Source organism: Shewanella frigidimarina NCIMB 400 (assembly GCF_000014705.1).
Taxonomy (GTDB): domain Bacteria; phylum Pseudomonadota; class Gammaproteobacteria; order Enterobacterales; family Shewanellaceae; genus Shewanella; species Shewanella frigidimarina.
In genome coordinates, this window is sequence record NC_008345.1 from 1637370 (window position 1) to 1661902 (window position 24533).

Genomic DNA, 24533 nt, shown 5'->3' on the forward strand with positions numbered 1-24533 from the left:
ACTTTATTTTTTACTCAGATGTATGATTTTAAATAGCATAGGTTTATAAATTTATGAAATAAAATAATAAGTAAATCAGTGCAAACGATTAGTTTTAAATTATTTTTTTTTGTTAATTTTGATCAATGTTATGGTTATCGAAAATGCTATGAATATACAATTTGTGTTAAAGGATTTCTCTACATTTGGCGGAGTAGAACGAATACAATATAACTTGGCTAAGAAGTTTAAAAATGATGGCCATAATGTCAGTTTTTATATTCTTAATGGAGATTCGGTTGCTTTAGATACTAGTCATGAATTTATAATTCATAAAGGTAGTAAATCCGGCTTCATTACTTTCTTGTTTGAGATTATTAAACTAAGAAATAATATATATAAAAATAGAATTGATGTTGTAATAGCCGCAAAAGAACAGGCTAATATAGCAGCTTTTTTTGCTACAATATTTACTAAAGTTAGTACAATATATACACGGCATTCAGCACTAAATGTATCAGAACAAAGAATAAATGAACGTTCAGTATTATTAATTTATAGTTTACTGACCCTTAGTAAAGGCAAAGTTGTAACAGTGTCTCATGACCTTAAGTATTCACTTTTAAAATCTTTACCATGGGGGAAAGATAAGATCCATGTTTGTCCAAATCCAGTGTTGACAGAGTCGATTTATCTAAAATCACTGCAGCCAATTACAGATTTTAAATTACCCTTATCTTATATTTGTTCTGTAGGTAGATTAACAAGAACAAAAGGGTTTGATGTTTTAATCCAAGCATATAAACAATGTATAACAAAAGAGTTAAATTTTCCCGATTTAGTTATTGCTGGCAGTGGCGAAGAATATGCCTCTTTAGTGAAATTGACTCAAGAATTGAATGTTGCTGATAAGGTACACTTTTTAGGCCATATTGATAATCCCTATGTATTAATGAAAAATAGCTCAGGTTTTGTACTTAGCTCCCGTAATGAAGGTCTACCAACAGTGTTGATTGAAGCTATTGCTCTTGGAACCAATGTCGTTTCTACAGATTGTCTCACTGGTCCAAGAGAAATATTAGATGGAGGGCGAATAGGTAAATTAGTTCCTGTAGAAGATGTTCGATCATTAGCAGAAGCGATGCTAACATTGCCATTACATAAATTAAGTGAGTCTGAAATCCGGGAGATGGATCGATATTCATTAGAACAATCAGCTATCGCTTATTTTAAATTATTTACTAAAAAGAGTCATTAATGAAAGTAGCTATAGTTATCCATGATTTAAAGGGTGGAGGAGCAGAGAAAATGATGATGCGTTTAGCTAATGCTATAAGTAAGCAACATCATGAAGTTGACTTGGTATTATTAACCAATGGTGGTACCAATAAAGATCTTTTAGATAACGGAGTAAATTTAATAGAGCTGAACTCTTTACGCACAGCAAGTTCTGTCCCTAGATTACGTCAATATCTAAAAATTAATAGTCCGGATAGGGTGCTGTCAGCCCTTACCCATGTCAATGTAATAACATTTATTGCTTGTTTATCTCTCGGTTGGTTAAGCCGTTTGCATTGTAGTGAGAGAAATGCGTTTTCTTTCGACAAAGATGTAAATAAAAGCCCTTTAATTAAATTTGCATACTTTTTGGCTCCATTCCTATATCGTATTAGTCCGAACCCGGTTATTGCGGTATCTCTGGGAGTCGCACTTGACCTGATTGAAACTACAGTCGTTTGTCCTAAAAATGTGATTAATTTACCTAATCCCACTTTGAATGATAACTACAAAACGCACATTTTCTTGGCCCCGAGTCATCCTTGGTTATCAGATAAAACTAAACCCGTCATTGTAGGTTTAGGCCGACTTGCACAGCAAAAGGGTTTCTCCGATCTGATAAACGCATTCGCATTAGTAAGGGAGAAAATAGATTCTCGTCTAATTATCTTCGGAGAAGGTGAATTACGTATAAAATTGCAGACTCAAATCGATAATCTAGGATTAACTGATAGTGTTAGTTTGTTCGGTTACGTTAGGGCTCCAATGGATGAGGTTCACAGTGCTGATGTTTTCGTACTGTCTTCACTATTTGAGGGCAGTCCAAATGCTTTGGTAGAAGCTATGGCTTCGCGATGCAAGGTTGTTTCAACACGATGTCCTTGTGGACCAGATGAAATTCTAATTCAAGGTGCGCTAGGTATATTAGTGCCTGTTAAGTCACCTAATAAGCTCGCTGAAGCTATTATTTGTAGCCTACTTGATGCAGACTATGATTTTGAAAATCAACTTGATAAAATTGAGCGCTTTACTGCTAATAACTCAGCTAGTGCGTATTTAAGTGCTATGGGAATCCATGGTGTTTAAATTTAATTTGCAAATAAAAGTGAGTACAATTATGACTGTACTCCTTATATTTGGTTTTCTATATTATTTTAAAGTGCTAAATTTTATTTATGGTTTTATATTCTCAAGTGACCAAAGTTTGCTTGATGCATCACTTGAAGGGAATCCCGTAAATAAATTTTCTGGTTCAATTGTTATTCTCCTTGTTATTTTTTGTTTATATTACAATAAAGTAATACAAACTGCTACATTCTGGCGGCAAACTTATCTCATGTGGATATTGCCTTTATTTTGTTTCTTGTCCATTATTTGGTCGGTAGAACCTTTATATACTTTTAAACGTAGCATAGCTATTTTAGCCGTTTTCTTATTTGCTCTTCATTTAGTAACTTTCTATAAAAGTATAGATTTATTACGGTTTATTGGTTATGTGATAGGTATGTGTGCAACAGTTGGGTTACTAATAGCGCTAATTAGCCCATCTGCTGTCTTTATTGAGGGGGGGATTCGGGGAGGCGCATTTGTTGGGATTTTGTCAGATAAAAATGCAGGAGCAAGGGCTTATGCAATAGGATTAACAATTCTTTTTCCATATTTTATTAATAAAGATATAAAATCCACATTGTTAATAATTCCAACATTTATTGCACTTTGCTTATCTCAGTCAGCTTCTGGTATTGCTTTAGCTGGAATAGGTATTGCTACTGTGCTTTTTTTTAGTATATATCCTTACGAACGTAATAGTCAAAATATACTCCGGCAAATCATCTTTTCTTTTTTATTATTTATTATAATTGGTTTGTTTATTTATTTAGCTAAAGAGATAGCTTTTTATATTCTTGAAAGAGACTCCGACTTAACGGATCGGAAATTAATTTGGGAAATAATACAACCTTATGTAGATAGTAAATCGATGTTAGGATACGGTTTCGGTGCTTTTTGGACTAGCATTAGCGCACAAGATTTTATTGATAGATGGGGTTTTATAGGGAATGCGCATAACGGATATATTGAAACAAAGCTTGATGGTGGGATTGTTTTTTTAATATTAACTACCTCTTTGATTTTTTATTCCGCGATTAAGTCTTTTATTAGAATCCCTTTTGAATCTATAGCTAGAGAATCTAGTGTTTCATTCGCTATTATTGTCATCGTCTTGGTGGCAAACACAATAGGCTATGTTATTCCAAACTATCGTGCGCTAGATTTTTTTATTCTATTAGTAGTTATGTTTTCTTCTATTTCCTTTAAAGGTAACTAAAATTAATATATTAAATAATAATCTAACTGTAGCTGTAGTCATACCAATGTATAACTCTCAACATACAATAGTTCGCGCTTTGGAATCTATTGAAGTTCAGAGTGTTTTACCTGAGGTTGTCATTATTATTGATGATGGTTCAAAGGACCAATCAATTAGTGTTGTACAGGCGTACAAGCGTGATTCATCGCTAAATATAAAGATTTTGACACAAAATAATTCTGGTCCATCTTCAGCTAGAAATAAAGGAATAAATGCAGCGTCTGAATTTTTAATTTCTTTTTTAGATGCTGATGATGAATGGCATCCTCTTAAAATTGAGAAACAGTTAGAGTTTTTTTTGAAAAAAAGTCAAACATCACAAGTTGGGTTGGTTGAATGTTATATGACGGATGTTTGCGGAGACATTGAAATCAAGCGAAATACTCCAACACTTTCTGGACATCATTTTCCTGACTTTATATCCTCTAATGTGATTAAAGGAACGCCTTGTGTAATGGTTCCTAAACATATTTTAGAATCTTATGGTGGCTTTGATGAATCATTACGTTTTTCCGAAGACCGTATGCTTTGGAGCCTTATAGCTGCTGATTATGAAATATTTACCGTACCTGAATTTTTGGTTATACGCCACTTTGGTTATGAAGGAAATATCACAAATAATCCTGCCAAAAATTATAAATATAAAAAAGAGTTTATCAAAAAATTTATATCTCAATTTTCGAATAGTCTAAGTAAAAAAGACATAATTGAATTTAAGCTATCAAATATGTATGATTTTATGACCGTTTTTTATAAGAAAAAGGATTATCATAATTGTGTTGAATGCTATACAGATATGATAAGTACTTCATATTCTACATTATATTATAAACGGTTTTACCCGCTTATTAAATTTTTGGTTTCGTATGTTATGACTGTTATTAAAAGTGAGAAGTAATGTGAGTTTTTTTCCTTCTATATTTTGGATTTTCTTTGATAAAGTATTCTTAATTTTACTGTCTACATTCTCTTTTTTTATTTTTGCTATTTACTTAGAACCTAGTGAGTTAGGTAAAGGTGTTATGTTTATAGCGATCCCTGGGTTAATTGCAGGGCTTTTCTCTGGAATGATAGAGTCTCCTTTAGTCAGTAAGGATATAATTGAAGATGGTGAATATTCAACGGTATTATGGTTCTCAGCTATATTATCAATTGTATTATTTATTTTTGTAATTGTTATAGGTTATGTTTTATTAGAAAATGAAAATGATCTTTTTTTGTTAGGTATAGCAACTAGCACAATTATTTTTATTCTAATAAGTAGACCATTTTTAGCTAAGCTACGAAGGGATAATAATTTTAAAAGTATAGCATTACGTGCTTTTTTAGGGAAATGCATCGGTTTCATCGGCGGTGTAAGTCTTGCTATTAAAGGTTACGGTGAGTTATCAATTGTAATACAATTTGTGTTGCAAGAATTTGTTAGCCTTTGTGTTATGGCATTTACTATGCGTTCAATTATTAGTTTTTCTTTCAGCAGTAAGTTATTATCTAATACACTTAGAATGGGGCGTTACTTATCTATTTCTGCCTTAAGTAATAGTGTTATGAATAATGGTCTTCCATTAGTTTTAGGTACAGTTTCAGGTACTGAGTCTGTAGGCTTATTTAATTTTTCAAATCGAATAGTTGCACTGCCAAGAGATGCGATATTTAATGGAATAAATAGTTATGCTTTACCAAGCTTTGCTAGGGTACAGAGCGATATTATGGTACTCGAAAAAAAATTTTCAGATTCAAATCGTTTATCCTCTCTACTAGTTTTTCCTGTGTTTTCCGGTTTGGCGATTACCGCACCTCTTATTATTAATACTATATTTGGCGATAAATGGACGGATTCAATTATCTATCTACAGTATCTTGCCTTGATTGCAATAGTTAGATCGTTATATTTATTTCATTCATCCTTATTTCTTGTACTGAAAATCCCTAATATTATAACAAAAAAAGAATTATTTTCATCGATAATAGGATTATCGCTTGTATTTTTATTTGGACGGGATTATGGGCCTGGAGCAGGCGTGTTAGCTACTGGTTTTTATACATTTACATGCTTTTTATGGAATATATCAGCGATAAAAAAAGCCATCTCATATCCAACTACAAAGTTCATAGGAGACATTTTTCCTGCTTTTTGTCTGAGCATTACAATGGTATTTGTAGTTTACTGGGTAGAAAATTCTTTATTTTATTTTGATAATAATATTAAACTTATTATGAGTATTTTATCTGGAATAATAGTTTACTCAATCGGTATACTTTTTTTTGAAAACAAGAGAGTGGGCCCAATTTTTCGTCGGAGGTGTAAAAAATAATGAAAACGATAATCTCTTATTATCCTAATTAACCAACAGGTATCGGTGGTAGAAAAACGTTAGTTCGTTTACTTCAATCTGTAGCAAGAAAAATTTATTAATTTTATTGAATATTTTATATGCTTTTGGAGCTAATGATTATAAAATTTCTAAAGTTGATGATTTTTATGTAGAAACACCCGAATTCAGATAATAACCGCGGCACTCTAAATTGAGGCGTAAAATAAGCTAACTGCTGAAAGTGGTAGGCTTTATCTCGCTAAAGATAAAAGAGTATCACTATGGGCTATCAGCAGTTGACTGAGGGAAGAAGATATCAGATTTTAGCCCTTTTACACTAAGTTATTTCGATTGCTTTGATTGCAAAAGCTATCAATTGTCATCGTGCCATTATTTATCGAGAACTAAAACATTGTAATGTCAAACAGGGTTATTGCCCTGACAGTTCTCAAAACAATGCGTGTAAGATGCCACGACATTCAGCCAAATCAATACAAGAATAAACTTCGTCCGCTTCCTGTTACAGCATGATTGGAGTCCAGAGCAAATTTAACAGGTGTTTCGAGCATTAACCAAGCAGTAAGCCATGAATGAATTTACCGCTTTCTTCAAGTAATAAACGTCAAGGCTCTAAATTATCTAGCCATTTACTGCAAGAACATAAAAGTTATCGCAGAGGTAAAAATGAGAAGCGCCAGCGATTAAAAATGGAACATCTATCGATCTAGACCTGCAATTTTTGATACCCGCGGGCGTTTTTTGATTTGGAAATCGATACCGTATTAGGCAAGTATCGGACAGATTAAATCGTAACAATTTTAGAGCGAAAAACCCTTTTTCGCTTAATAAGGAAAGTGACCTCAAAATCTGCTGACGATGTTACTAAAGCGACTATTAAATTATTGATGTCATACGAACAATATGTACGCACAATTACCGCTGATAATGATCGCGAATTTGCTCATCATGAAGTTATTTCTAAAGCGTTAGATGCATCGTTTTAATTCACTCACCCGTATAGTTATTGGGAGCGTGGCGCTAATGAAAATGCCAACGGCTTATTAAGGCGATATGTAAAAAAGGGACTGACTTAAGGACTATAAGTGATCACATCATCTTGTTTGCGAAGAACAGGATTAATTACCGACCTAAGAAATATTTTAAGTTTAAGCAGCCAGTTGATGTTTTTAATTAATTAGCCGCTTAATTTTGCGAGTGTCGCACTTCGGAGTTGAATTCAGGCCAAAGCAGATTAATTTCGTCATTCAATCTATAAAATAACAATATCCTGAAATTAATATATTAGATTACTATTCAGAATGTTTTACTATTAAAATAAATTTTTACTAAATAAGATGATTAATTATGGATGCGCAAAAAGCTTTGGATGTTGAAAAAGATAGCTATACATTTCTGTATCGACTCATTGATATCTTAATTATTATTATTTGTTTCAATTCAGCACTTATTTTATACGGTGAAGATTTTTCTAAAGATTACTTAATTGTATTAATTTTCACCCTGCTTGTTTATTCCTACTTATCAGAATCATTTCAATTATATCGTTCTTGGCGGGTAGGGAAGTTTTCAAGGATGATAGGTTCATTGTGTTTAGTTAAACTTTTTTGTTTTTTTATTGTCGCATCGAGTTTATTCCTCCTTAAAGAGTCTGAATCATATTCTCGTATTATCATTGTTGGTTGGTTTTCATTATCTATAATATCACTGATGACCTGGCGATATTTAGCCAAATGGGTAAAATCAATACGAAGACGATCCGGGTTGGGTTTTCAAGATGTTGCTATAGTCGGCTTAACATCAACAGGTATAAATCTTTATCGTGAAATAATAAAAAACTATGAATTAGGATTTAATTTTGTTGGTTTTTTTGATGATAGAGAACCAAAACGTTTAGGTGGTATGCAAACTAACCTTATTGAAGGTGATGTTAATGAAGCTGTTGCATTAGCCAAAAGTGGTAAAATACAAAAGTTGTATATTTGCTTACCCATGGTGGCAGAAAAGCGCATAGCTGATATTATTGAACAGCTTGGAAATACCACCGTTGATGTGTTAATTACCCCTGATTTTTTACTCAAAAACTTAATGCAGGCACGTATCGGTAGTGTTGGTGATGTCGATACTATTAGTGTATTTGAGTCGCCGGTAAATGGCATGAGACGTTTTTACAAACGAACTTTTGATGTACTTTTTAGTTTTACCGCTATTTTAGCTCTAACGCCTATTTTTTTGGTGATTGGTGCTGCGATTAAACTCAATTCACCAGGTGCTGTTATTTTTAAACAAGACCGATATGGTTTAGACGGCCGCAAGATTAAAGTTTGGAAGTTCCGCTCAATGAGCGTAACAGAAAATAGTGATGTTGTTACACAAGCCACTAAAGGTGATGCACGTATTACTACCGTGGGTGCTTTTTTACGAAAAACATCTTTAGATGAATTACCGCAGTTTTTTAATGTGTTATTTGGCGATATGTCGGTAGTAGGTCCACGGCCTCATGCGGTAGCTCATAACGAGGAGTATCGTAAGTTAGTCACTTATTACATGCTACGTCACAAGGTGTTGCCGGGTATTACTGGTTGGGCACAAGTTAATGGTTGGCGCGGCGAAACCGATACTCTAGATAAGATGGAAAAACGAATTGAGTACGACTTAGCTTACATTCGTAACTGGACCCTGTGGTGGGACGTTAAGATTGTGTTTATGACAATTTTTAAAGGTTTTGTTGGTAAGAACGTTTATTGATTTGGGCTAAAGCTAAGAGCAACACCTGGATTTCCGATAAGAGATCTCGGGAATGACGAGGGGGAGCATTCCGGTAGCGTTTTTGAGCCGGAATCCAGCTTTTGTTTTTAAAGAATAGAGCAACACCTGGATTCCCGATAAGAGACCTCGGGAATGACGGGCGAGAGCATTCAGGTAATGCTTCTGAGCCGGAATCCAGCTTTTGGTTTTAAAGAATAAAGCAACACCTGGATTCCCGATAAGAGACCTCGGGAATGACGGGCGAGAGCATTCAGGTAATGCTTCTGAGCCGGAATCCAGCTTTTGGTTTTAAAGAATAAAGCAACACCTGGATTCCCGATAAGAGACCTCGGGAATGACGGGCGAGAGCATTCCGGTATTGCTTCTGAGCCGGAATAAATGTAATAGATAAAAATTAAGCTTAAATGAACTGATTAAATCGATATGATTGTTTATTTGTTCTAATTCTCACATGTATTTATTTTATAAGGATATAAATCATGAATGTACCGTATAACTTGAGTTGCATCGCGACTGTAGTTGCTGCCATCGTCATCGCTAATCCTGTGTTTGCTGCAGATGAAAAAGCCGGTGTTATTCGTACTGAGTCTGGTGTTGATTTCACCCCGGGCTTGAACAGTGGCCTTAAATATGATGACAACATTACCAGTGCAAATGCTGCTTCTGAAAAGTTTGATAGCTGGGCTATAACCGTAACACCCGCACTACAAGCACAGTTAATTGATGGTCAAACAGTATTTACTGTAGATGCAGGTTTAGAGTACGGTGATTACTTCTCTAGCAGTGACGATAATTATTTGGATGCACTACTGAAAGCGAAAGCAGAAGTCGATGTTAACCAATCAAGACGATTTGGTTTTGATGCTGCGTATATTGTAGGTCATGAGGATCGAGGTAGTGGCATTTTTGAAGGCACCAGTGGTGCGGATCAAAATGAGCCGAATGCTTATGATATATTAAGTGTAGGTGGTTATTATGAGTATGGTGCAAAAACAACCCCTGCTCGTATTCGTGCTAACGCTGAATATTTAACTAAAGAGTATAGTAATTTTGAATCTATTACCCAATTTCGTAATTACGATGATACAAAAGTTGGTGCTACATTTTATTACGACACTCAAGCATCAACCAGTATTTTGTTAGACTTTCAAAGTGTAGATACCGTTTATGATTTAGTTGATCCAACGGGTGACCGTGATAATAAAACCAATACAGCGCTTCTAGGTGTTGAGTGGGTAGCCACTTCAGTAACAGAGGGCAGTATTAAAGTTGGTTACCAACAAAAAAGTTTTGATAATAATGACCGTGATGATTTTAACGGTCTATCCTGGGACGCTAAAGTGACTTGGAAACCGCTAACATATTCCGCTTTTGATTTTTCTACCGGTAGAGCAAGTCGTGACCCTAATGGTGTCGGTGATTTTATTCGTGGCACGAGTTATTCGGTGAAATGGCACCATGAATGGAGCGAACTGTTTACCTCATCACTGGGTTTCAAGCAAGTTAACGATGATTATACCGGCCTGGATCGCGAGGATAAAAGTAAAGTGTATCAGGTAGGTATTAACTACTATGTGACTCGTTGGTTAACCTTAAACACAGGTGTCGATATCTTTGAGATTGACTCTACCGACAGTCAATTTACTTACGATAGGAATGTTTACTTTATTAAAGCAGAAATGACTTTATAGGAACTCCATGAAGTATTTAGCAACATTTATTACCGTTATTTTTATGCTGTTATTGGTATTTAAACCAATAACAGCCAATGCGGAAACACATAGTTACCGTCTAGGTGCCGGCGATACCATAGTGATTAAAGTGTATGGTGAAGAGGCGTTAACCCTCGAAACCCAAATCACCAACAGTGGCACCATTAATTATCCGTTTTTGGGGGCTTTGCAATTAAATGGCTTGACCATAAAAGCGGTTGAAAAGTTAGTTTATAATGGCTTAAAAGGTGATTATTTTGTTGAGCCTAATGTGTTTGTTGGCATGGTATTATATCGACCTTTTTATATCCACGGTGAGGTTAAACAACCAGGTGGTTACCCTTATCAACCGGGGATGACCGTTAACCAGGCGATTGCCTTAGCAGGTGGCTTAACTGAACGGGCCTCGGAAGAAAAAATAGCCATTTCTCGCGAGGGCAGCAAAGTTGAGTCCGAACGTGGCACTATCAACAGCGCTATTCAAGCTGGCGATACTATTACCATTGAACAGAGATTTTTTTAATGAGCTTCCTAGAAAGACGTCAAAGTACTTTTCCTGGTAACGAGCCTAATCTATCAACAACGAAAGTGGAGCAGCTTATCGATGTTAAAAAGCTGCTGTTGCCGTTATTACGTTTTAAGTGGCGCATAATCGCGTTTGCGTTATTAGTGACCGCGTTAACGGTGTTTGTGGTGTTAAGTATGACGCCTATTTTCAGTGCCACATCGACACTGTTGATTGAGTCAGAACAAGCTAAAGCGATTAAAATTGATGAAGTGTATGGGATTAATTCTGGTCAACAAGAATATTATTTAACCCAATTTGAAATTATTAAGTCACGCAGTATTGCCGAGCGAGTTTTTAATGAGTTGGATTTAGTCAATCATCCAGCCTTTAACCAGCCGCCCAGTTGGTTTGCTGAGCTTAAATCACAGCTAAATTTTATTCCGCAAGAAGCGGCTACTGCTGCTGATAGCCAAATTAGCCTAGATATCGCTAAGCATAAATTGATTGATGATTTTGCCAAAAGTATCAGCGTTTCTCCTGTGAGCAAAACCCAGTTAGTCAATATTAGTTACGAAAGTTCTGACTCACAGCTTGCAGCGCAAGTCGCTAATGCAGTGGGTGATATTTATATTGTTAGTCAATTAGAAGCTAAATTGGGCATGACCCAAAAAGTTAATGTGTGGTTAGGCGGCCGTTTAGAAGATTTACGCTTAAAGCTGGATCAGTCTGAATATAAATTAGAGCGTTTTAAAGTTGAAAATGGCTTAATTGACGTAGAAGGTGTGACTGCATTAGACGCCAAAGAGTTAGAGCGATTAAGTGACGAAATTACTATGGCAAGATCGCGTAAGGCACAAGCCGACAGTTTTATGGCAGTGGTGAAACGCTATGGTGCCACTGACATTAGCCGTCTTGAAAGTTTGCCTGAGGTGACTTCACATCAATCGATACAAAACGTAAAACGTGAAGTGGTGTTGGTTGAACGTAAAGTGTCTGAGCTAGAGCAAGTATATGGCCCTAAGCATCCTAAAATGATTGCTGCACAAGCTGAGCTGAACACAGTACAACAAAATTTGCATAAGCAGATTAGCCGTTTAGTGCAAGGCATAGAAGATGAAGCTCAAACTGCTGGGCAAACATTGCAAGCGTTAGAAGCGCAATTTGGTAACGCTAAAGGCGCGTTTCAAAATTTGAGCACTAAAGACACCGATTATCAACGCCTATTACGTGAAGTCGATACCAACAGACAGTTATTTGATACGTTTTTAGCTCGCCAAAAAGAAACTGCCGTTACAGGTGATTTTGACTCGCCCGTGGCACGTTTTACCGACCGAGCCGTAGTCCCATTGCTGCCAGAAAAACCTAAAAAGAAAGTGATTATTATTTTAGCCTTTATGGCCAGTTTAGGTTTTGCCATGGTGTTGGTGCTAATACTAGATGCATTAAACGACACCATTAAAACCAGTGATGATGTTGAAAAACTATTATCACAACGGGCTCTCGGTTATGTGCCTAAAGCTAAAAAAGGCACTAGTTATGAAGAGATAAACTTTGCTTTTTACGATGCGAGTTTACCTTTACATGCAGAGGCAGTAAGGACTATACGAACATCAATGTCATTAATGGCCATGGGCACTTCGCTATCGACCATTGAAGTGACGTCCTCCAATCCGAATGAAGGTAAAACCACCACTTCAATGAATATAGCATTTGCTTATGCCACTATGGAAAAAGTGTTAATTATTGATGCGGATTTACGCAAATCAAGCTTAGGAATGCGCTTTGGTTTACCGACTTACCAGCCAGGGCTTGCCAATGTGTTGTCGGGTACCGACAGTTTACATAACAGTATTGTAAAAGAGGTTAAACCTAACGTTGATGTGATGCCTGCTGGTGCAGTGCCGTTAAATCCGCAAGAGTTACTAACATCTCGTCATTTTGCAGAACTGTTGACTGAACTGAAAACTCAATACGGTAAAATTATTATCGATACCCCACCGGTTCATGCGGTGAGTGATGCACTCATTATCACCTCGTTGTGCGATGCTACTGTACTAGTAGTCAAAGCTGGTCATACTCGTAGCGAAGCGGTTAAGATGACATTAGCTAAGTTAAACCAGGCGCGCAGTAAAGTGTTTGGAGTAGTGTTAAATCAATTCAACACTAAAGATGCTCAGCGCTACCAAGGTGATTATGGTTACTACCAGGCCTATGGTGCCGACTATGCCATCAAACAGCCTGCTGGTAACAGTAAAGCAAAGAGTAAGGAAAACACCAAGGCATGATTGATTTGCATTGCCATATATTACCCAATATTGATGATGGGGCTAAATCAATTGACGAAGCCATTGCTTTGGTGGCTCTAGCCGCCGAGCAGGGGGTGTCACGGATGGTGGCGACTCCTCATATTCACTTGGGTATTTATGACAATAACTTACAATCAATCAATGCTGCTTATCATTTGTTGTGTGACGCGTTGGCGTTAACCAATATAGATATACAATTGCGCGCAGCTGCAGAGGTAAGGGTTTCACCCGAAATCATGCTGTTTATTGAGCAACAGCAATTGCCTTTTTTAGGCCGTTACCAGCAAAAAGATGTGTTGCTGCTAGAACTGCCTAGCAGTCATATTCCACCTGGTACCGACAAGCTGATTAGTTGGCTATTAGCAAAAAATGTATTACCCATGATTGCTCACCCAGAGCGAAATCGTGAGTTACAATCCCATCCTGAACGGATAACCCCTTTCGTACGTGCGGGTTGCTTATTTCAGTTAACTGCAGCGTCATTGATTGGTGACATGGGTGAGGCACCAAAGCAATTGAGTGAATATTTTATTAAACAAAAGCTGTATTCTATTATCGGGTCCGATTGTCATTCGTTAAACCGCCGACCACCTAAGTTGTTACAGGCCCAACATGCTGTGACTGCTCTGACTGACCAGGAGTATGCCTTTGCATTAACCACTTCTATGCCTGGTAGTATTTCGAATGTGCTATTTGCCGAGAGCAGCGACTAATGAAACGGATAAGTTGGTCTGCCCGCAATATTGTGTATGCATTGATGATGTTGGCACTGTTAGCCTTACTGCCAGTTTTACTTCAAAAAGGCTTAGCTAACGCGTACCACTTCAAATCTCGCTTTTACATTGACCAATGGCAGCAAGGTGCTAAGCCGACTTCGTTACAGTATGCCAATGCGTTGTTAGCTGCTGATTATGCCTCTAGTATTGACGACCAAAATCCACACTATTTATTAACATTAGCTAAAGTGATGGAATGGGGCGTTTTTTCTCAATTGGCTCAACCGAATAAGACAGTGTTTAATCAACTGTATATAGATGCCATTATCCAGCGCCCTAATTGGCCAAATGCTTACAGTGACTATGCCTATAATTTGGCCTTTATTCAGAAAGATATTGTTCAAGCTTGGCCGTATTTACAACAAGCATTGCATTATGGTCCTTATACCCCCGAGGTGTTACACCAAACCTTATCCATTGGTTTTGCCTATTGGCCGAGTTTAACCGTAATCCAAAAGCAAACTGTATTTAGCACCGCACATATTGCTGCCAGTGCCAATTGGAAAATGCGTAACGATTTAAAGCAACTGGCCTTGGAGTATCGATTAACCTCTGTTATGTGTACTTACCTTACTTATGCAACTCCAGTTAGCGCCAACGTTGATAAATGGATTAAACAGGATATGTGCCGCTAATGGATATCAGGAGCCCCCACACAATAAAATCTTTTGGGTTCTTTAATCGTTTTATGCTGTTGGGGCTATGTGCGCTGATTATTTGGATGCCTATCCCATTAGGTAGTAATCGTATTTGGTCGTTAGCTATTTTAGAGTTGTGTATTGTATTACTTGGCGTTGTGCACATAGGCTACTGCATTAAGCAAAATGCGTTATTGTTACGTTATCATTGGCAAAAGTATGCATTAATCCCCATTGGATTAATGCTAGTTTATTTATGCTTACAATTACTTAACTGGATCCCTGTAATTAATACAGTTGATGGCTATCAAACGGCACAACAACTTTTAAAAACCTTCTGTTATGGCGTGTTTATTTTATTGTTAAGTCAATATTGTCAGAGTTCACAGGCGATTCGTTGGCTGTTAATTGCCATTATATTATCTGGTTGTTTACAGGCCTTTTATGGCACCTTGCTGAATTTGTTGCAACTGGATGTATCACCTGTATTTGGTTATTCCGATGGCGATAGGGCCCGTGGATCGTTTGTGTACCAAAATCATTTTGCTAATTATTTAGCATTATGTCTTTCTATTGCGTTTGGTTGGCTGTTATCCGAGCTAAAAACCAGCAAGAAAGAGTTCGATTTGCGTGCAATGATTATTGACTTACTATCGACATTATTCAGTCGAAAACTGATCCTTCGCTTAGCCATTGTGATTATGGTGATAGGCTTAATCTTAAGTCGCTCACGAATGGGCAACGCTGGCTTCTTTACTGCACTGGGTGTTGTATCACTATTGTCGATGTTTATTTATCGTCGACCGCCAACGTTATTTAAGCCTTTAGTACTGAGTATTTTCATTCTTGATTTGCTCATTGTCGGCTCAATTTTTGGGGTCGATAAACTAAAACAGCGTTTAGACGATACCTCTTTTAGTTCAGAAACTCGTGATGAAGTGGTAATGGATAGTCTTCCCATCATCCAAGAACACTTGTTCACGGGTACTGGGGGAGGGAGTTTCTATACTGTTTTCCCACAATACCAACCTCAGTTTTATTCTGGTTTTTATGACCATGCCCATAACGAATATATTCAGTTTGTTGTTGAGTATGGGATTGTAATGACAGCCATTTTAGGCTTATGGGTGTTGTACGCGTTTTGGTTAGCGTGTCGAACCATGTATTTGCGTAATAATAAACTTTATAAAGGGGTCGCTTTTGGTTGTGCAATGGCCATAGTGCACATGCTATTGCATATTTCTGTTGATTTTAATCTGCAATCACCTTCGAACACTTTACTGTTTTTAACCATCTTAACCCTATGCTGGTTAGTGCGTTATTTACCTGCTGATACTCACAAAATAGCAAGATAATCGGAAACCCGGTGTTTCTCTATTTCGTCATCCTCGAGTGCTAGTTATATGAAAGCAAAGACGGATAACGGTTTACGGGACGCTTCGCCTACAGAATCAAGGTCCTAGGTTCTGCGCCCGTCATCCTCGAGATCTGTTATCGGGCATCCAGGTGTTTCTTTTGACTTTTGTCTTGAATATTTAAACTCAACACCTGGATTCCGGCTCAACAGCATTGCCGGAACGACGTAGTAGGAAGCAAAACCGGAATTACGTAGTAGGCGTTGCTGGAATTGCGTAGTCGCTGCGGTTATCGATTGCTTGTCTCTCGCTCGTCATCCCTGAGATCTGTTATCAGGGACCCAGGTGTTTTCTTTTGCTTTTGAGTTAGGTGTTTCTTGTCATTTTTACCTTTTAATTTTTTGCTATTAGCTCACGCTAAATAAGGATCTTCATGAAAGTTGTTATTCCTGTTGCCGGTTTAGGTACTCGTATGTTGCCTGCTACCAAGGCTATTCCGAAAGAAATGTTACCTTTGGTCGATAAGCCGCTGATTCAATATATTGTCGACGAATGTGTAAGTGCGGGGATTAAAGAGATTGTATTGGTAACTCATGCCAGTAAAAATGCCATTGAAAACCATTTTGATAAATCTTACGAGCTTGAATCTACTCTAGAGAAACGTGTAAAACGTCAGCTATTGCATGAAGTACAAGCCATTTGTCCTAAAAACGTCACCATTATGCATGTGCGCCAAGGCGAAGCTAAAGGGTTAGGACATGCGATTTTATGTGCAAAACCATGTATTGGCGATAATCCGTTTGCGGTTGTGTTACCCGATGTCATCTTAGATTCGTATTCTGCTGATCAGCGCACCGAAAACCTAGCCTCAATGTTAATTCGTTATCGTGAATCTAATGTCAGCCAAATAATGGTTGCACCAGTACCAGATGACCAAGTTAATAAATACGGCATTGCAGATTGTGGTGGCGAAACCATAAATCCTGGTGACTCGACTAAAATATTTAAAATGGTTGAAAAACCAGAAATTGGCCTGGCACCGTCAAATTTAGCCGTTGTTGGTCGCTATGTGTTGTCTGAAAAGATATGGGACTTACTGGCAAAAACACTTCCTGGTGCAGGTGATGAAATTCAGTTAACCGATGCCATTGACATGTTAATTGAGTCTGACACGGTTGAAGCGTTTAATATGACCGGTAAGTCACACGATTGTGGCGACAAGCTTGGCTACATGAAAGCATTTGTTGAATATGGTTTACGGGATCCTAAATTGGGTAACAGCTTTATGAAAGAGGTCTCTAGTTTGTTAGAAGAGTATAAATAGACTGTAGTTTACTTTTAAACGCTTATAACCACTATACGTTGCACCGGTAAAGTGAAGTCTAAATGTTTCAGTTGGGCTATTAATGTTTGCACTAGATCGTAAGTATTAATCTGAAAAGCCTTAATGTTTACGCGATAAGATACATTATTTAATGCAACTCGCTTAATAACTAGTGGCATTTTTTATTGAATAGGCATTTAGGCAACGAAGGCTTATTCTGCCTCACTGTCTACTGCCCATGCTCGTCATCCTCGAATTTTCGTATCCCGGCTCAGAAATGCTACCGGGACGGACCCAGGTGTTGCTTGGTTTTTATCTCGTGATCTTTAAAGCGAAAGGTATTAACACCTGGATTCCGGCTCAAAAGCGCTACCGGAATGACGTGATAGTCAGCGTTACGGGTAGCACGTGAGAGTAGCATTACAGGTAGTACGTGATAGTGGGCGTTACAGGAATGAAGTGTACGTTAGTTAAATGACGTGCGAGTGGGTTCCTAATGCCTTATTGAAGTGAGTCTTATTTCACCGCTCGTCATCCTCGAATGCTCGTGTCGGGGATCCTGGTGTGGCTTGGTTTATTGCATGTGATCTTTAAAGCGTAAGGAATTAACACCTGGATTCCGGCTCAAAAGCGTTACCGGAATGACGTAATAGTGAGCGTTACAGAACGTACGTGATAGTGGGTGTTTAAGGAATGACTTGGTACTGGGCGTTGCAGGCATGACGTGAATGAGGTGGTTACTTTAATGGTATAAATGCTCATCGTCTTCACCCTCGAGTAGTTTTACAATCACATCAACGCTTTTCCTTTAAGCAGTTTACGCAGCCACATTCGGTTAGGGCTAAGTAAGGCTTGTAGCTCTACGCTTAATGGTGATAATTCGCCACATAGATTTGCTGCTAAGCATTCGGCGACTAATGGGCCTGAGCTTAGGCCGCGTGAGCCTAGTCCTCCTAACACATATAACCCGTCATAAATTGGTGCTGGTGTTGTTTGCCAGTAATGTTGCCATAGACTGGGTTTGTCTTTCGATTGCTGTTGAACAGCATAGCGTGTAAATAACGCTTCAACATCAGGCGCACAACCCATTACCGGAAAGTGATCGCGACTGACCATCCTTACGCCAACTCTGGCATCGTTGTTTGAAACATCAATATCATTAGGCCAGTTTGAATTAGGAAAGCTTTGTTTCATTTTAAGGCTGTTTTCATGCTGCTCTATCGGGCAAAAATCAAGATGTTGTGGGTCTTTTACATAACTTGCTCCAACGCAATGTAATTGGTTATGTTGTGGCGTTAAATAACCATTGGCGCAGATAACAGTATTAAGCTGTGCCAGTTCACCTTGTGGCGGTACATGGCTAACTTGACCTCTAAACCCAGTGATTTGCAGGTTTTTTGTCTGTTTATACTGAGTAAGTTGAGCTCCTGATGCGATGACAACCTGTTCGTGGGTTGCTATAGGGGTATTGTCTTCGGCGCTAAACAGTTGCCAGCCAGATGAGTGTGATTCAAGTGAGCTAATGTCGCTATTATAGACAATGCGAACTTTGGTTAATGTTTGTGCTTTGGCAATACTTGCTTGTGCGAATTCAAACGGACAAGCCCAACCGCCTAATGGATAATAAAAGCCAGGTTTATCAATATCGACGTTAGCAAGTTGTGTAGCTTGGTGTGGACTGACAGCAAAAGCAATTTCACTTGGCCATGCTTGGCCATCAATAATTTTATCCAATCTTGTTTGGCTACGTTGATCGAAACCTGTGTGTAATACACCACACCACTCATGTCCTATGTCATATCCATCATCAACTAATGCCTGAATTCTGCGTCGACTGTATAGAAAGACTTGTTGGAAAAATTGACTTAGCGAGCCATTTTCGGGTGTAAGCAGGGGATAAATAGCACCTTGTTTGTTGCCTGATGCGCCTTGTCCTAATGTGTCATCTTTGCAATAAATAATCACATCTTTGCCGCGTTCAGCCAGAGACAAGGCAAGACTTGCAGAAGCGATACCGCCACCTATAATAGCTATAGGGCTGTTGTTATTAGAATGTAACGGTGGCAATGGGTTATAAGCAAACTGTTGCTGTAGTTGTTGTCTTAGCGCGTTACGTTCTGCGATAGCAATGTCATCAGTCGATTTGAATGATGTGGAGGATAAAAATCCGCAAAATGCTAGTTGCTTTTTGATAGTTGGAGCAATATTTTCGTCATTTGTGCTAGCCGCTAAAAATGTTGCATTATCAACACTGAGTCGACCATATTCCCAAACTGAACGCTGATGAAAATATTGATCTGAATGAGCCTCTTGGTTCGTATGGGGTAGGGCAAACCAATGTGTTATCCTTTGTTTATTCGGCGTAGCAATGGTTTTGGCTTGCGCTAGTGGCGAACCTTGATACAGGTCAATGATAATTTGGTTTTGGAGTAGACTCAGTCGCTGGCAACCTTCGATGGCTGCAATTTCACCATTGAGTAATGCTTGGGTAAAATCGAATAAATGATGGTCTGAATCAAGTAGCCCTTGTTGTTGCCATGTATGTTGCAGTTGCTTACAGTTTACTGGGCCTTGTTCAAATACACTGATGTGAATTCGAGTTTGTTGCTGTATCAAAGGATTTTGCAAGTTAGCCTCTTGTAAGGCTGCCAGTAATAGTATTATTTCGTGGCCATCGCCAAAACCGAGTTGGCCTAGCGTTAGTAAATGTGGTTGAGTATTTGTGGCTGCTATTTTATCGTCACTGCTTTGCAATACTTCGGCGATATACTGCTTAACAATGTGGGAATATCGGCTATTTTGATTGGCGTTGTTGCCCAGTAATTCACAAATATGCAACTCGTGTAGGTTCGGGGATACAGATAATAAAGGTGTTTTGTTCAAAATATTTTACTCAGGGCCGATAACTTGGCATTATTTTACCTGCGTTTATGGAAAGCTGACCACTTAATTGCTTCAAAGCAGCTATGATTGCCGCAATTAAGTACCGACATGTACCAAATGGATAGCATAAAAATGAAAAGAGTCGTGATCACCGGAATGGGTGTTGTTTCAAGTATCGGTAATAACAAGCTAGAAGTGACTGAGTCACTTAAAGCGGGTCGTAGCGGTATTACTCACTCGGCACAGTTTGAAGAAATGCAATTACGTAGCAAAGTTTGGGGCGACATTAAAATGAACCCAGCTGATCATATCGATCGTAAAGCACTTCGCTTTATGGGCGATGCTGCTGCATATGCTTACATTGCTATGCAGGAAGCGATTGCTGACGCTAACCTAACAGAAGAGCAGTATTCTAATTTCCGTGTCGGTTTGATTGCTGGTACGGGTGGCGCTTCTTCAAAAAACCAAGTTCAGGCAGCTGATACACTTCGTGAAAAAGGTGTTAAGCGCGTAGGCCCTTATATTGTGCCTCGTATTATGTCTAGTACTGCAAGTGCTTGCTTGGCGACACCATTTAAAATTAAAGGTACGAGCTATTCAATCAGTTCAGCTTGTGCCACTTCTGCTCATTGTATTGGCCATGCTGTTGAACTTATCCAAATGGGTAAGCAAGATATGGTATTTGCTGGTGGTGCTGAAGAAGTTGATTGGACACTCACCATGGGCTTTGATGCTATGGGAGCACTATCGACTAAGTACAATGACACGCCTGAAAAAGCGTCACGTACATATGATGCAGATCGTGATGGTTTTGTTATTTCTGGCGGCGGCGGAATTGTTGTTGTTGAAGAATTAGAACATGCCTTAGCACGTGGCGCGAAGATTTATGCTGAGATTGTTGGTTACGGTGCCACATCTGACGGCTACGACATGGTTGCTCCGTCTGGTGAAGGTGCTGTGCGTTGTATGCAGATGGCACTTGCAGATGTAGACACGCCAGTTGATTACATCAACACTCATGGTACTTCTACTCCTGTAGGCGACATGCGTGAACTTGAAGCATTACGTGAAGTGTTTGGCGATAACATGCCTCCAATCGCATCGACTAAATCAATGACAGGTCATGCTTTAGGTGCAGCGGGCGTTCATGAAGCGATTTACAGCTTAATTATGATGGAAGACAGTTTTATTGCTCCAAGCATTAACATTGACAACCTAGATGAAAAAGCAGCTGGCATGCCAGTCGTTCGTCAAATGCGTGAAGCTGAATTGAACACCATTATGAGCAACAGTTTTGGTTTTGGTGGCACTAACGCAACGTTAGTCATGCGTAAATTTAAAGCATAAAACGTTATTAGTGGGTTAACCCGCGAATGATTTCAAAGCCAGCATCGGAAACGATACTGGCTTTTTTGTTGCCTTTTAAACAAGTGGCTAGAGAAAAATCGGTGACAGGCGATTACAAGCGAACGCTGCGCTTATAGAAAGGCTAAATGCCTAGATGCTAGTTCGCTTCGCGGCTAGAAGTTATAAAAACGAAAGCGACTTAAGCGTATATCGGAGTTATTTGTCGGTTGTTTCTGATGTTAACTGCTTAGCTTTTATAGCCGCAAAGCGAACTAGCGGGACTAAGTCCGCTCTAGCATCTAGGTATAGTCAGCGATAACAATCAGCGCTATTTGCCATGACGGACTAGGTGAATTTGGTATAAGATACGGGTTATAAAAAAACGCGATGTGATGTCGTTAAACTCGCAGTGAATAAGATACCCAAATGAAAATAATTGCCGATGAAAACATGCCTTATGTTGATGCCTTGTTTGGCTATTTAGGCAAGATTGAATATGTGAATGGCCGAACCTTGACGCCTAAACAAGTTGAAGATGCCGACGTGTTATTGGTGCGTTCGGTGACGAAAGTGAATGCAGAGTTAATTAAAGATGCGCATAAACTGAAATTTGTGGGTAGTGCGACGATTGGTACTGATCATGTTGATGTTGATTATCTTTCGTTACGTAATATTTATTTTACTAATGCGCCAGGATGTAATGCGACGGCCGTGGGTGAGTACGCATTTATTGCCATGCTGGAGTTAGCGCAACGTTTCGGAGAGTCTTTAGCCGGTAAAGTTGTGGGGATTGTCGGGGCTGGTAATACCGGCACTGCAGCCGCGAAGTGTATGCAAGCTTATGGGCTAAAAGTATTGTTGTGCGACCCAATTAAAGCATTGCAAGGTGATACTCGTGAGTTTGTGTCACTAGACACTATTATTGAGCAAGCCGATATAATCAGTCTGCATGTGCCTATCACCAAAGACGGTGAGCATAAAACCTGGTACTTATTTGATGAAGCCCGACTGAATAAGTTAAAACCCAATACCTGGTTACTAAATTGCTGTCGAGGAGAGGTGATTGATAACCGAGCGTTGATCAAATTTAAACAGCAGCGCGATGACGTAAAGCTGGTACTTGATGTGTGGGAAGGTGAGCCTAACCCAATGGCCGAATTAGTCGCCTTGGCAGAGTTTGCTACGCCGCATATTGCTGGTTATAGCCTTGAAGGCAAAGCCCGCGGAACGTTTATGTTGTATCAAAAATGGTGTGAATTACTCGATTTTCCGGTAAAAAAATCATTAGAGAGTTTATTACCGACATTTCAATTTAATCAAATTGTCAGTCAAGGTGATTTAACCGAAAGCCAATTGCTGAAATTGTCGCGTTTAGTTTATGATTTACGTGACGACGACGTTAACTTTAGAGGGTGTTTCTCAACAGCTACAGGTTTTGATTTAATGCGTAAAAAGCACACTTATCGTCGTGAATATAGTGCAATCTCGTTAACCCAATCTGTGGACTATTTATCTGATGGTAAGATAGACCCATCGATGTTGAGTGCTTTAGGCTTTAATTAATTAGTGTCATTATATAAGGCCAATAGAAGGCAGATTGAGGCTAAAAAACAGTAATTTTAGCCAGTTGAGAAAAAATCACTTCAAAGTCGGCTTTTTTAGTACATTAACCCTAGTAAAGCATAACTAAACTAAGGTAGATTGATTGTTCAAACTGGATAATATGGAGTCGAGCGTTAATTATGTCTCAGGAATTTAATGTAGTCGTTTTAGGTGCATCGGGCGCAGTGGGTCAAACAATGATTGAGATCCTCGAGCAGCGTAATTTTCCGGTTGCTAAGTTGTTTCCATTAGCGAGCAGTCGCAGTGCTGGCGAAACGGTCAGTTTTCACGGTAAACAAGTTGAAATTCTTGACGTAGAAACGTTTGATTGGACCCAAGCACAAATTGGCTTCTTTTCTGCTGGTGGCGATGTGTCTGCTAAATGGGCGCCGATTGCGGGTGACGCGGGTTGTGTTGTTATCGATAACACTTCACATTTTCGTTACGACGTAGATGTGCCACTGGTGATACCAGAAGTTAACCCAGAAGCCATTGCTGATTTCCGCAATCGCAATATCATCGCTAATCCTAATTGTTCAACGATTCAGATGTTAGTGGCTCTTAAGCCTATTTATGATGCTTTTGGTATTTCACGTATTAACGTGGCGACGTATCAGTCAGTGTCTGGAACAGGTAAAAAGGCGATTGATGAGCTAGCGGGTCAAAGTGCTAAATTATTGCAAGGTTTACCGTCAGAGCCGACAGTTTATCCAAAGCAAATTGCCTTTAACGTATTGCCTCAAATTGATGTGTTTATGGAAAATGGCTACACCAAAGAAGAAATGAAAATGGTGTGGGAAACGCAGAAAATTTTTGGTGATGACGAAATTGTTGTTAATCCAACGGCTGTGCGTGTGCCTGTTTTTTATGGTCACTCTGAGGCTATTCATATTGAAACTCGTCAACCTGTTGATGCCGAAGATGTTAAAGCTGTTTTACGTGATGCACCAGGCGTAGAATTGTTTGATGATGATAGCGAATATCCAACAGCGGTAACTGAAGCTGCAGGTAATGATCCTGTTTATGTTGGTCGCGTTCGTAAAGATATTTCACACTCTCACGGTATAAATTTATGGGTTACTGCCGATAACATTCGTAAGGGTGCTGCATTAAACAGCGTACAAATTGCCGAGATTTTGATTAGAGATTACTATTAATTACGCTTTAACAATGTGTAATGACTTAATCAACAACGCGATTTAGTTTAAAAAGCCTGCAATGCGCAGGCTTTTTCCGTTTTACTGAGCCCAATAGTAGCAGGTGCGGTGAATCTAGTTTATAGTCGTAAACATATCATTTTTAACATCAATAGCATTGAAAACGCCTGCAAAATTGGCTCACGATTGATGTGACTA

17 protein-coding genes and 1 pseudogene are annotated in these 24533 nt (G+C 38.7%); 17 read left to right on the forward strand and 1 reads right to left on the reverse strand.

The window, feature by feature from the left end; translation table 11 throughout:
• Positions 1-148 precede the first annotated feature (148 nt).
• The 14 genes and pseudogenes from SFRI_RS07065 to galU all read left to right on the forward strand — a co-directional run bounded on the left by SFRI_RS07065 (position 149) and on the right by galU (position 17346).
• Complete coding sequence (locus tag SFRI_RS07065; protein WP_041413487.1) at positions 149-1237, forward strand: glycosyltransferase; 1089 nt, start codon at positions 149-151, stop codon at positions 1235-1237.
• Positions 1237-2343 (forward strand): glycosyltransferase, encoded by a 1107-nt coding sequence (locus tag SFRI_RS07070; protein ID WP_011636851.1) that lies wholly within the window; start codon positions 1237-1239, stop codon positions 2341-2343. Before SFRI_RS07065 ends, SFRI_RS07070 begins: the two co-directional genes overlap by 1 nt.
• 31 nt (positions 2344-2374) lie before the next feature.
• Complete coding sequence (locus SFRI_RS07075; RefSeq protein WP_167526088.1) at positions 2375-3583, forward strand: O-antigen ligase family protein; 1209 nt, start codon at positions 2375-2377, stop codon at positions 3581-3583.
• 40 nt (positions 3584-3623) lie between these two features.
• Positions 3624-4523, forward strand: coding sequence for a glycosyltransferase family 2 protein (locus SFRI_RS07080; protein ID WP_341853337.1), 900 nt, complete (start codon positions 3624-3626; stop codon positions 4521-4523).
• A 1-nt stretch (position 4524) separates the two neighbouring features.
• Positions 4525-5940, forward strand: coding sequence for an oligosaccharide flippase family protein (locus tag SFRI_RS07085; protein ID WP_011636854.1), 1416 nt, complete (start codon positions 4525-4527; stop codon positions 5938-5940).
• A gap of 281 nt (positions 5941-6221) precedes the next feature.
• A pseudogene (locus SFRI_RS07090) lies at positions 6222-7135 on the forward strand (IS30 family transposase).
• A gap of 170 nt (positions 7136-7305) precedes the next feature.
• Positions 7306-8706, forward strand: coding sequence for an undecaprenyl-phosphate glucose phosphotransferase (locus tag SFRI_RS07095; protein WP_011636855.1), 1401 nt, complete (start codon positions 7306-7308; stop codon positions 8704-8706).
• Positions 8707-9206: 500 nt separating this feature from the next.
• Positions 9207-10418, forward strand: coding sequence for an outer membrane beta-barrel protein (locus SFRI_RS07100; protein WP_011636856.1), 1212 nt, complete (start codon positions 9207-9209; stop codon positions 10416-10418).
• Positions 10419-10425: 7 nt separating this feature from the next.
• Complete coding sequence (locus tag SFRI_RS07105) at positions 10426-10962, forward strand: polysaccharide biosynthesis/export family protein (RefSeq protein ID WP_011636857.1); 537 nt, start codon at positions 10426-10428, stop codon at positions 10960-10962.
• Positions 10962-13232, forward strand: a complete 2271-nt coding sequence (locus SFRI_RS07110) for a GumC family protein (protein WP_011636858.1) — start codon at positions 10962-10964, stop codon at positions 13230-13232. Before SFRI_RS07105 ends, SFRI_RS07110 begins: the two co-directional genes overlap by 1 nt.
• Positions 13229-13966, forward strand: a complete 738-nt coding sequence (locus tag SFRI_RS07115; protein ID WP_011636859.1) for a tyrosine-protein phosphatase — start codon at positions 13229-13231, stop codon at positions 13964-13966. The genes SFRI_RS07110 and SFRI_RS07115 overlap by 4 nt, the downstream gene beginning before the upstream one ends.
• The gene (locus SFRI_RS07120) at positions 13966-14664 is read left to right on the forward strand and encodes a hypothetical protein (protein ID WP_011636860.1); all 699 of its coding nucleotides are present in this window, start codon (positions 13966-13968) and stop codon (positions 14662-14664) included. Before SFRI_RS07115 ends, SFRI_RS07120 begins: the two co-directional genes overlap by 1 nt.
• Complete coding sequence (locus SFRI_RS07125; protein ID WP_011636861.1) at positions 14664-16022, forward strand: O-antigen ligase family protein; 1359 nt, start codon at positions 14664-14666, stop codon at positions 16020-16022. Before SFRI_RS07120 ends, SFRI_RS07125 begins: the two co-directional genes overlap by 1 nt.
• Positions 16023-16455: 433 nt before the next feature.
• Positions 16456-17346, forward strand: a complete 891-nt coding sequence (gene galU / locus SFRI_RS07130) for a UTP--glucose-1-phosphate uridylyltransferase GalU (protein WP_011636862.1) — start codon at positions 16456-16458, stop codon at positions 17344-17346.
• Between the two features lie 789 nt (positions 17347-18135).
• Here galU and mnmC1 read toward each other — a convergent pair.
• The gene (mnmC1, locus tag SFRI_RS07135; RefSeq protein WP_011636863.1) at positions 18136-20229 is read right to left on the reverse strand and encodes an FAD-dependent 5-carboxymethylaminomethyl-2-thiouridine(34) oxidoreductase MnmC1; all 2094 of its coding nucleotides are present in this window, start codon (positions 20227-20229) and stop codon (positions 18136-18138) included.
• A 132-nt stretch (positions 20230-20361) separates the two neighbouring features.
• Here mnmC1 and fabB point away from each other — a divergent pair, with 132 nt between their 5' ends.
• From fabB to SFRI_RS07150, 3 genes are all read left to right on the forward strand, one after another.
• Positions 20362-21576 carry a beta-ketoacyl-ACP synthase I gene (gene fabB / locus SFRI_RS07140; protein ID WP_041412867.1) on the forward strand — a complete coding sequence of 405 codons (1215 nt, stop codon included), beginning with the start codon at positions 20362-20364 and terminating at the stop codon, positions 21574-21576.
• A gap of 426 nt (positions 21577-22002) precedes the next feature.
• Entirely contained in the window at positions 22003-23139 is a 1137-nt protein-coding gene (locus tag SFRI_RS07145) for a 4-phosphoerythronate dehydrogenase (RefSeq protein WP_011636865.1), read from the forward strand.
• Positions 23140-23318: 179 nt separating this feature from the next.
• Complete coding sequence (locus SFRI_RS07150) at positions 23319-24335, forward strand: aspartate-semialdehyde dehydrogenase (RefSeq protein ID WP_011636866.1); 1017 nt, start codon at positions 23319-23321, stop codon at positions 24333-24335.
• Positions 24336-24533 lie beyond the last annotated feature (198 nt).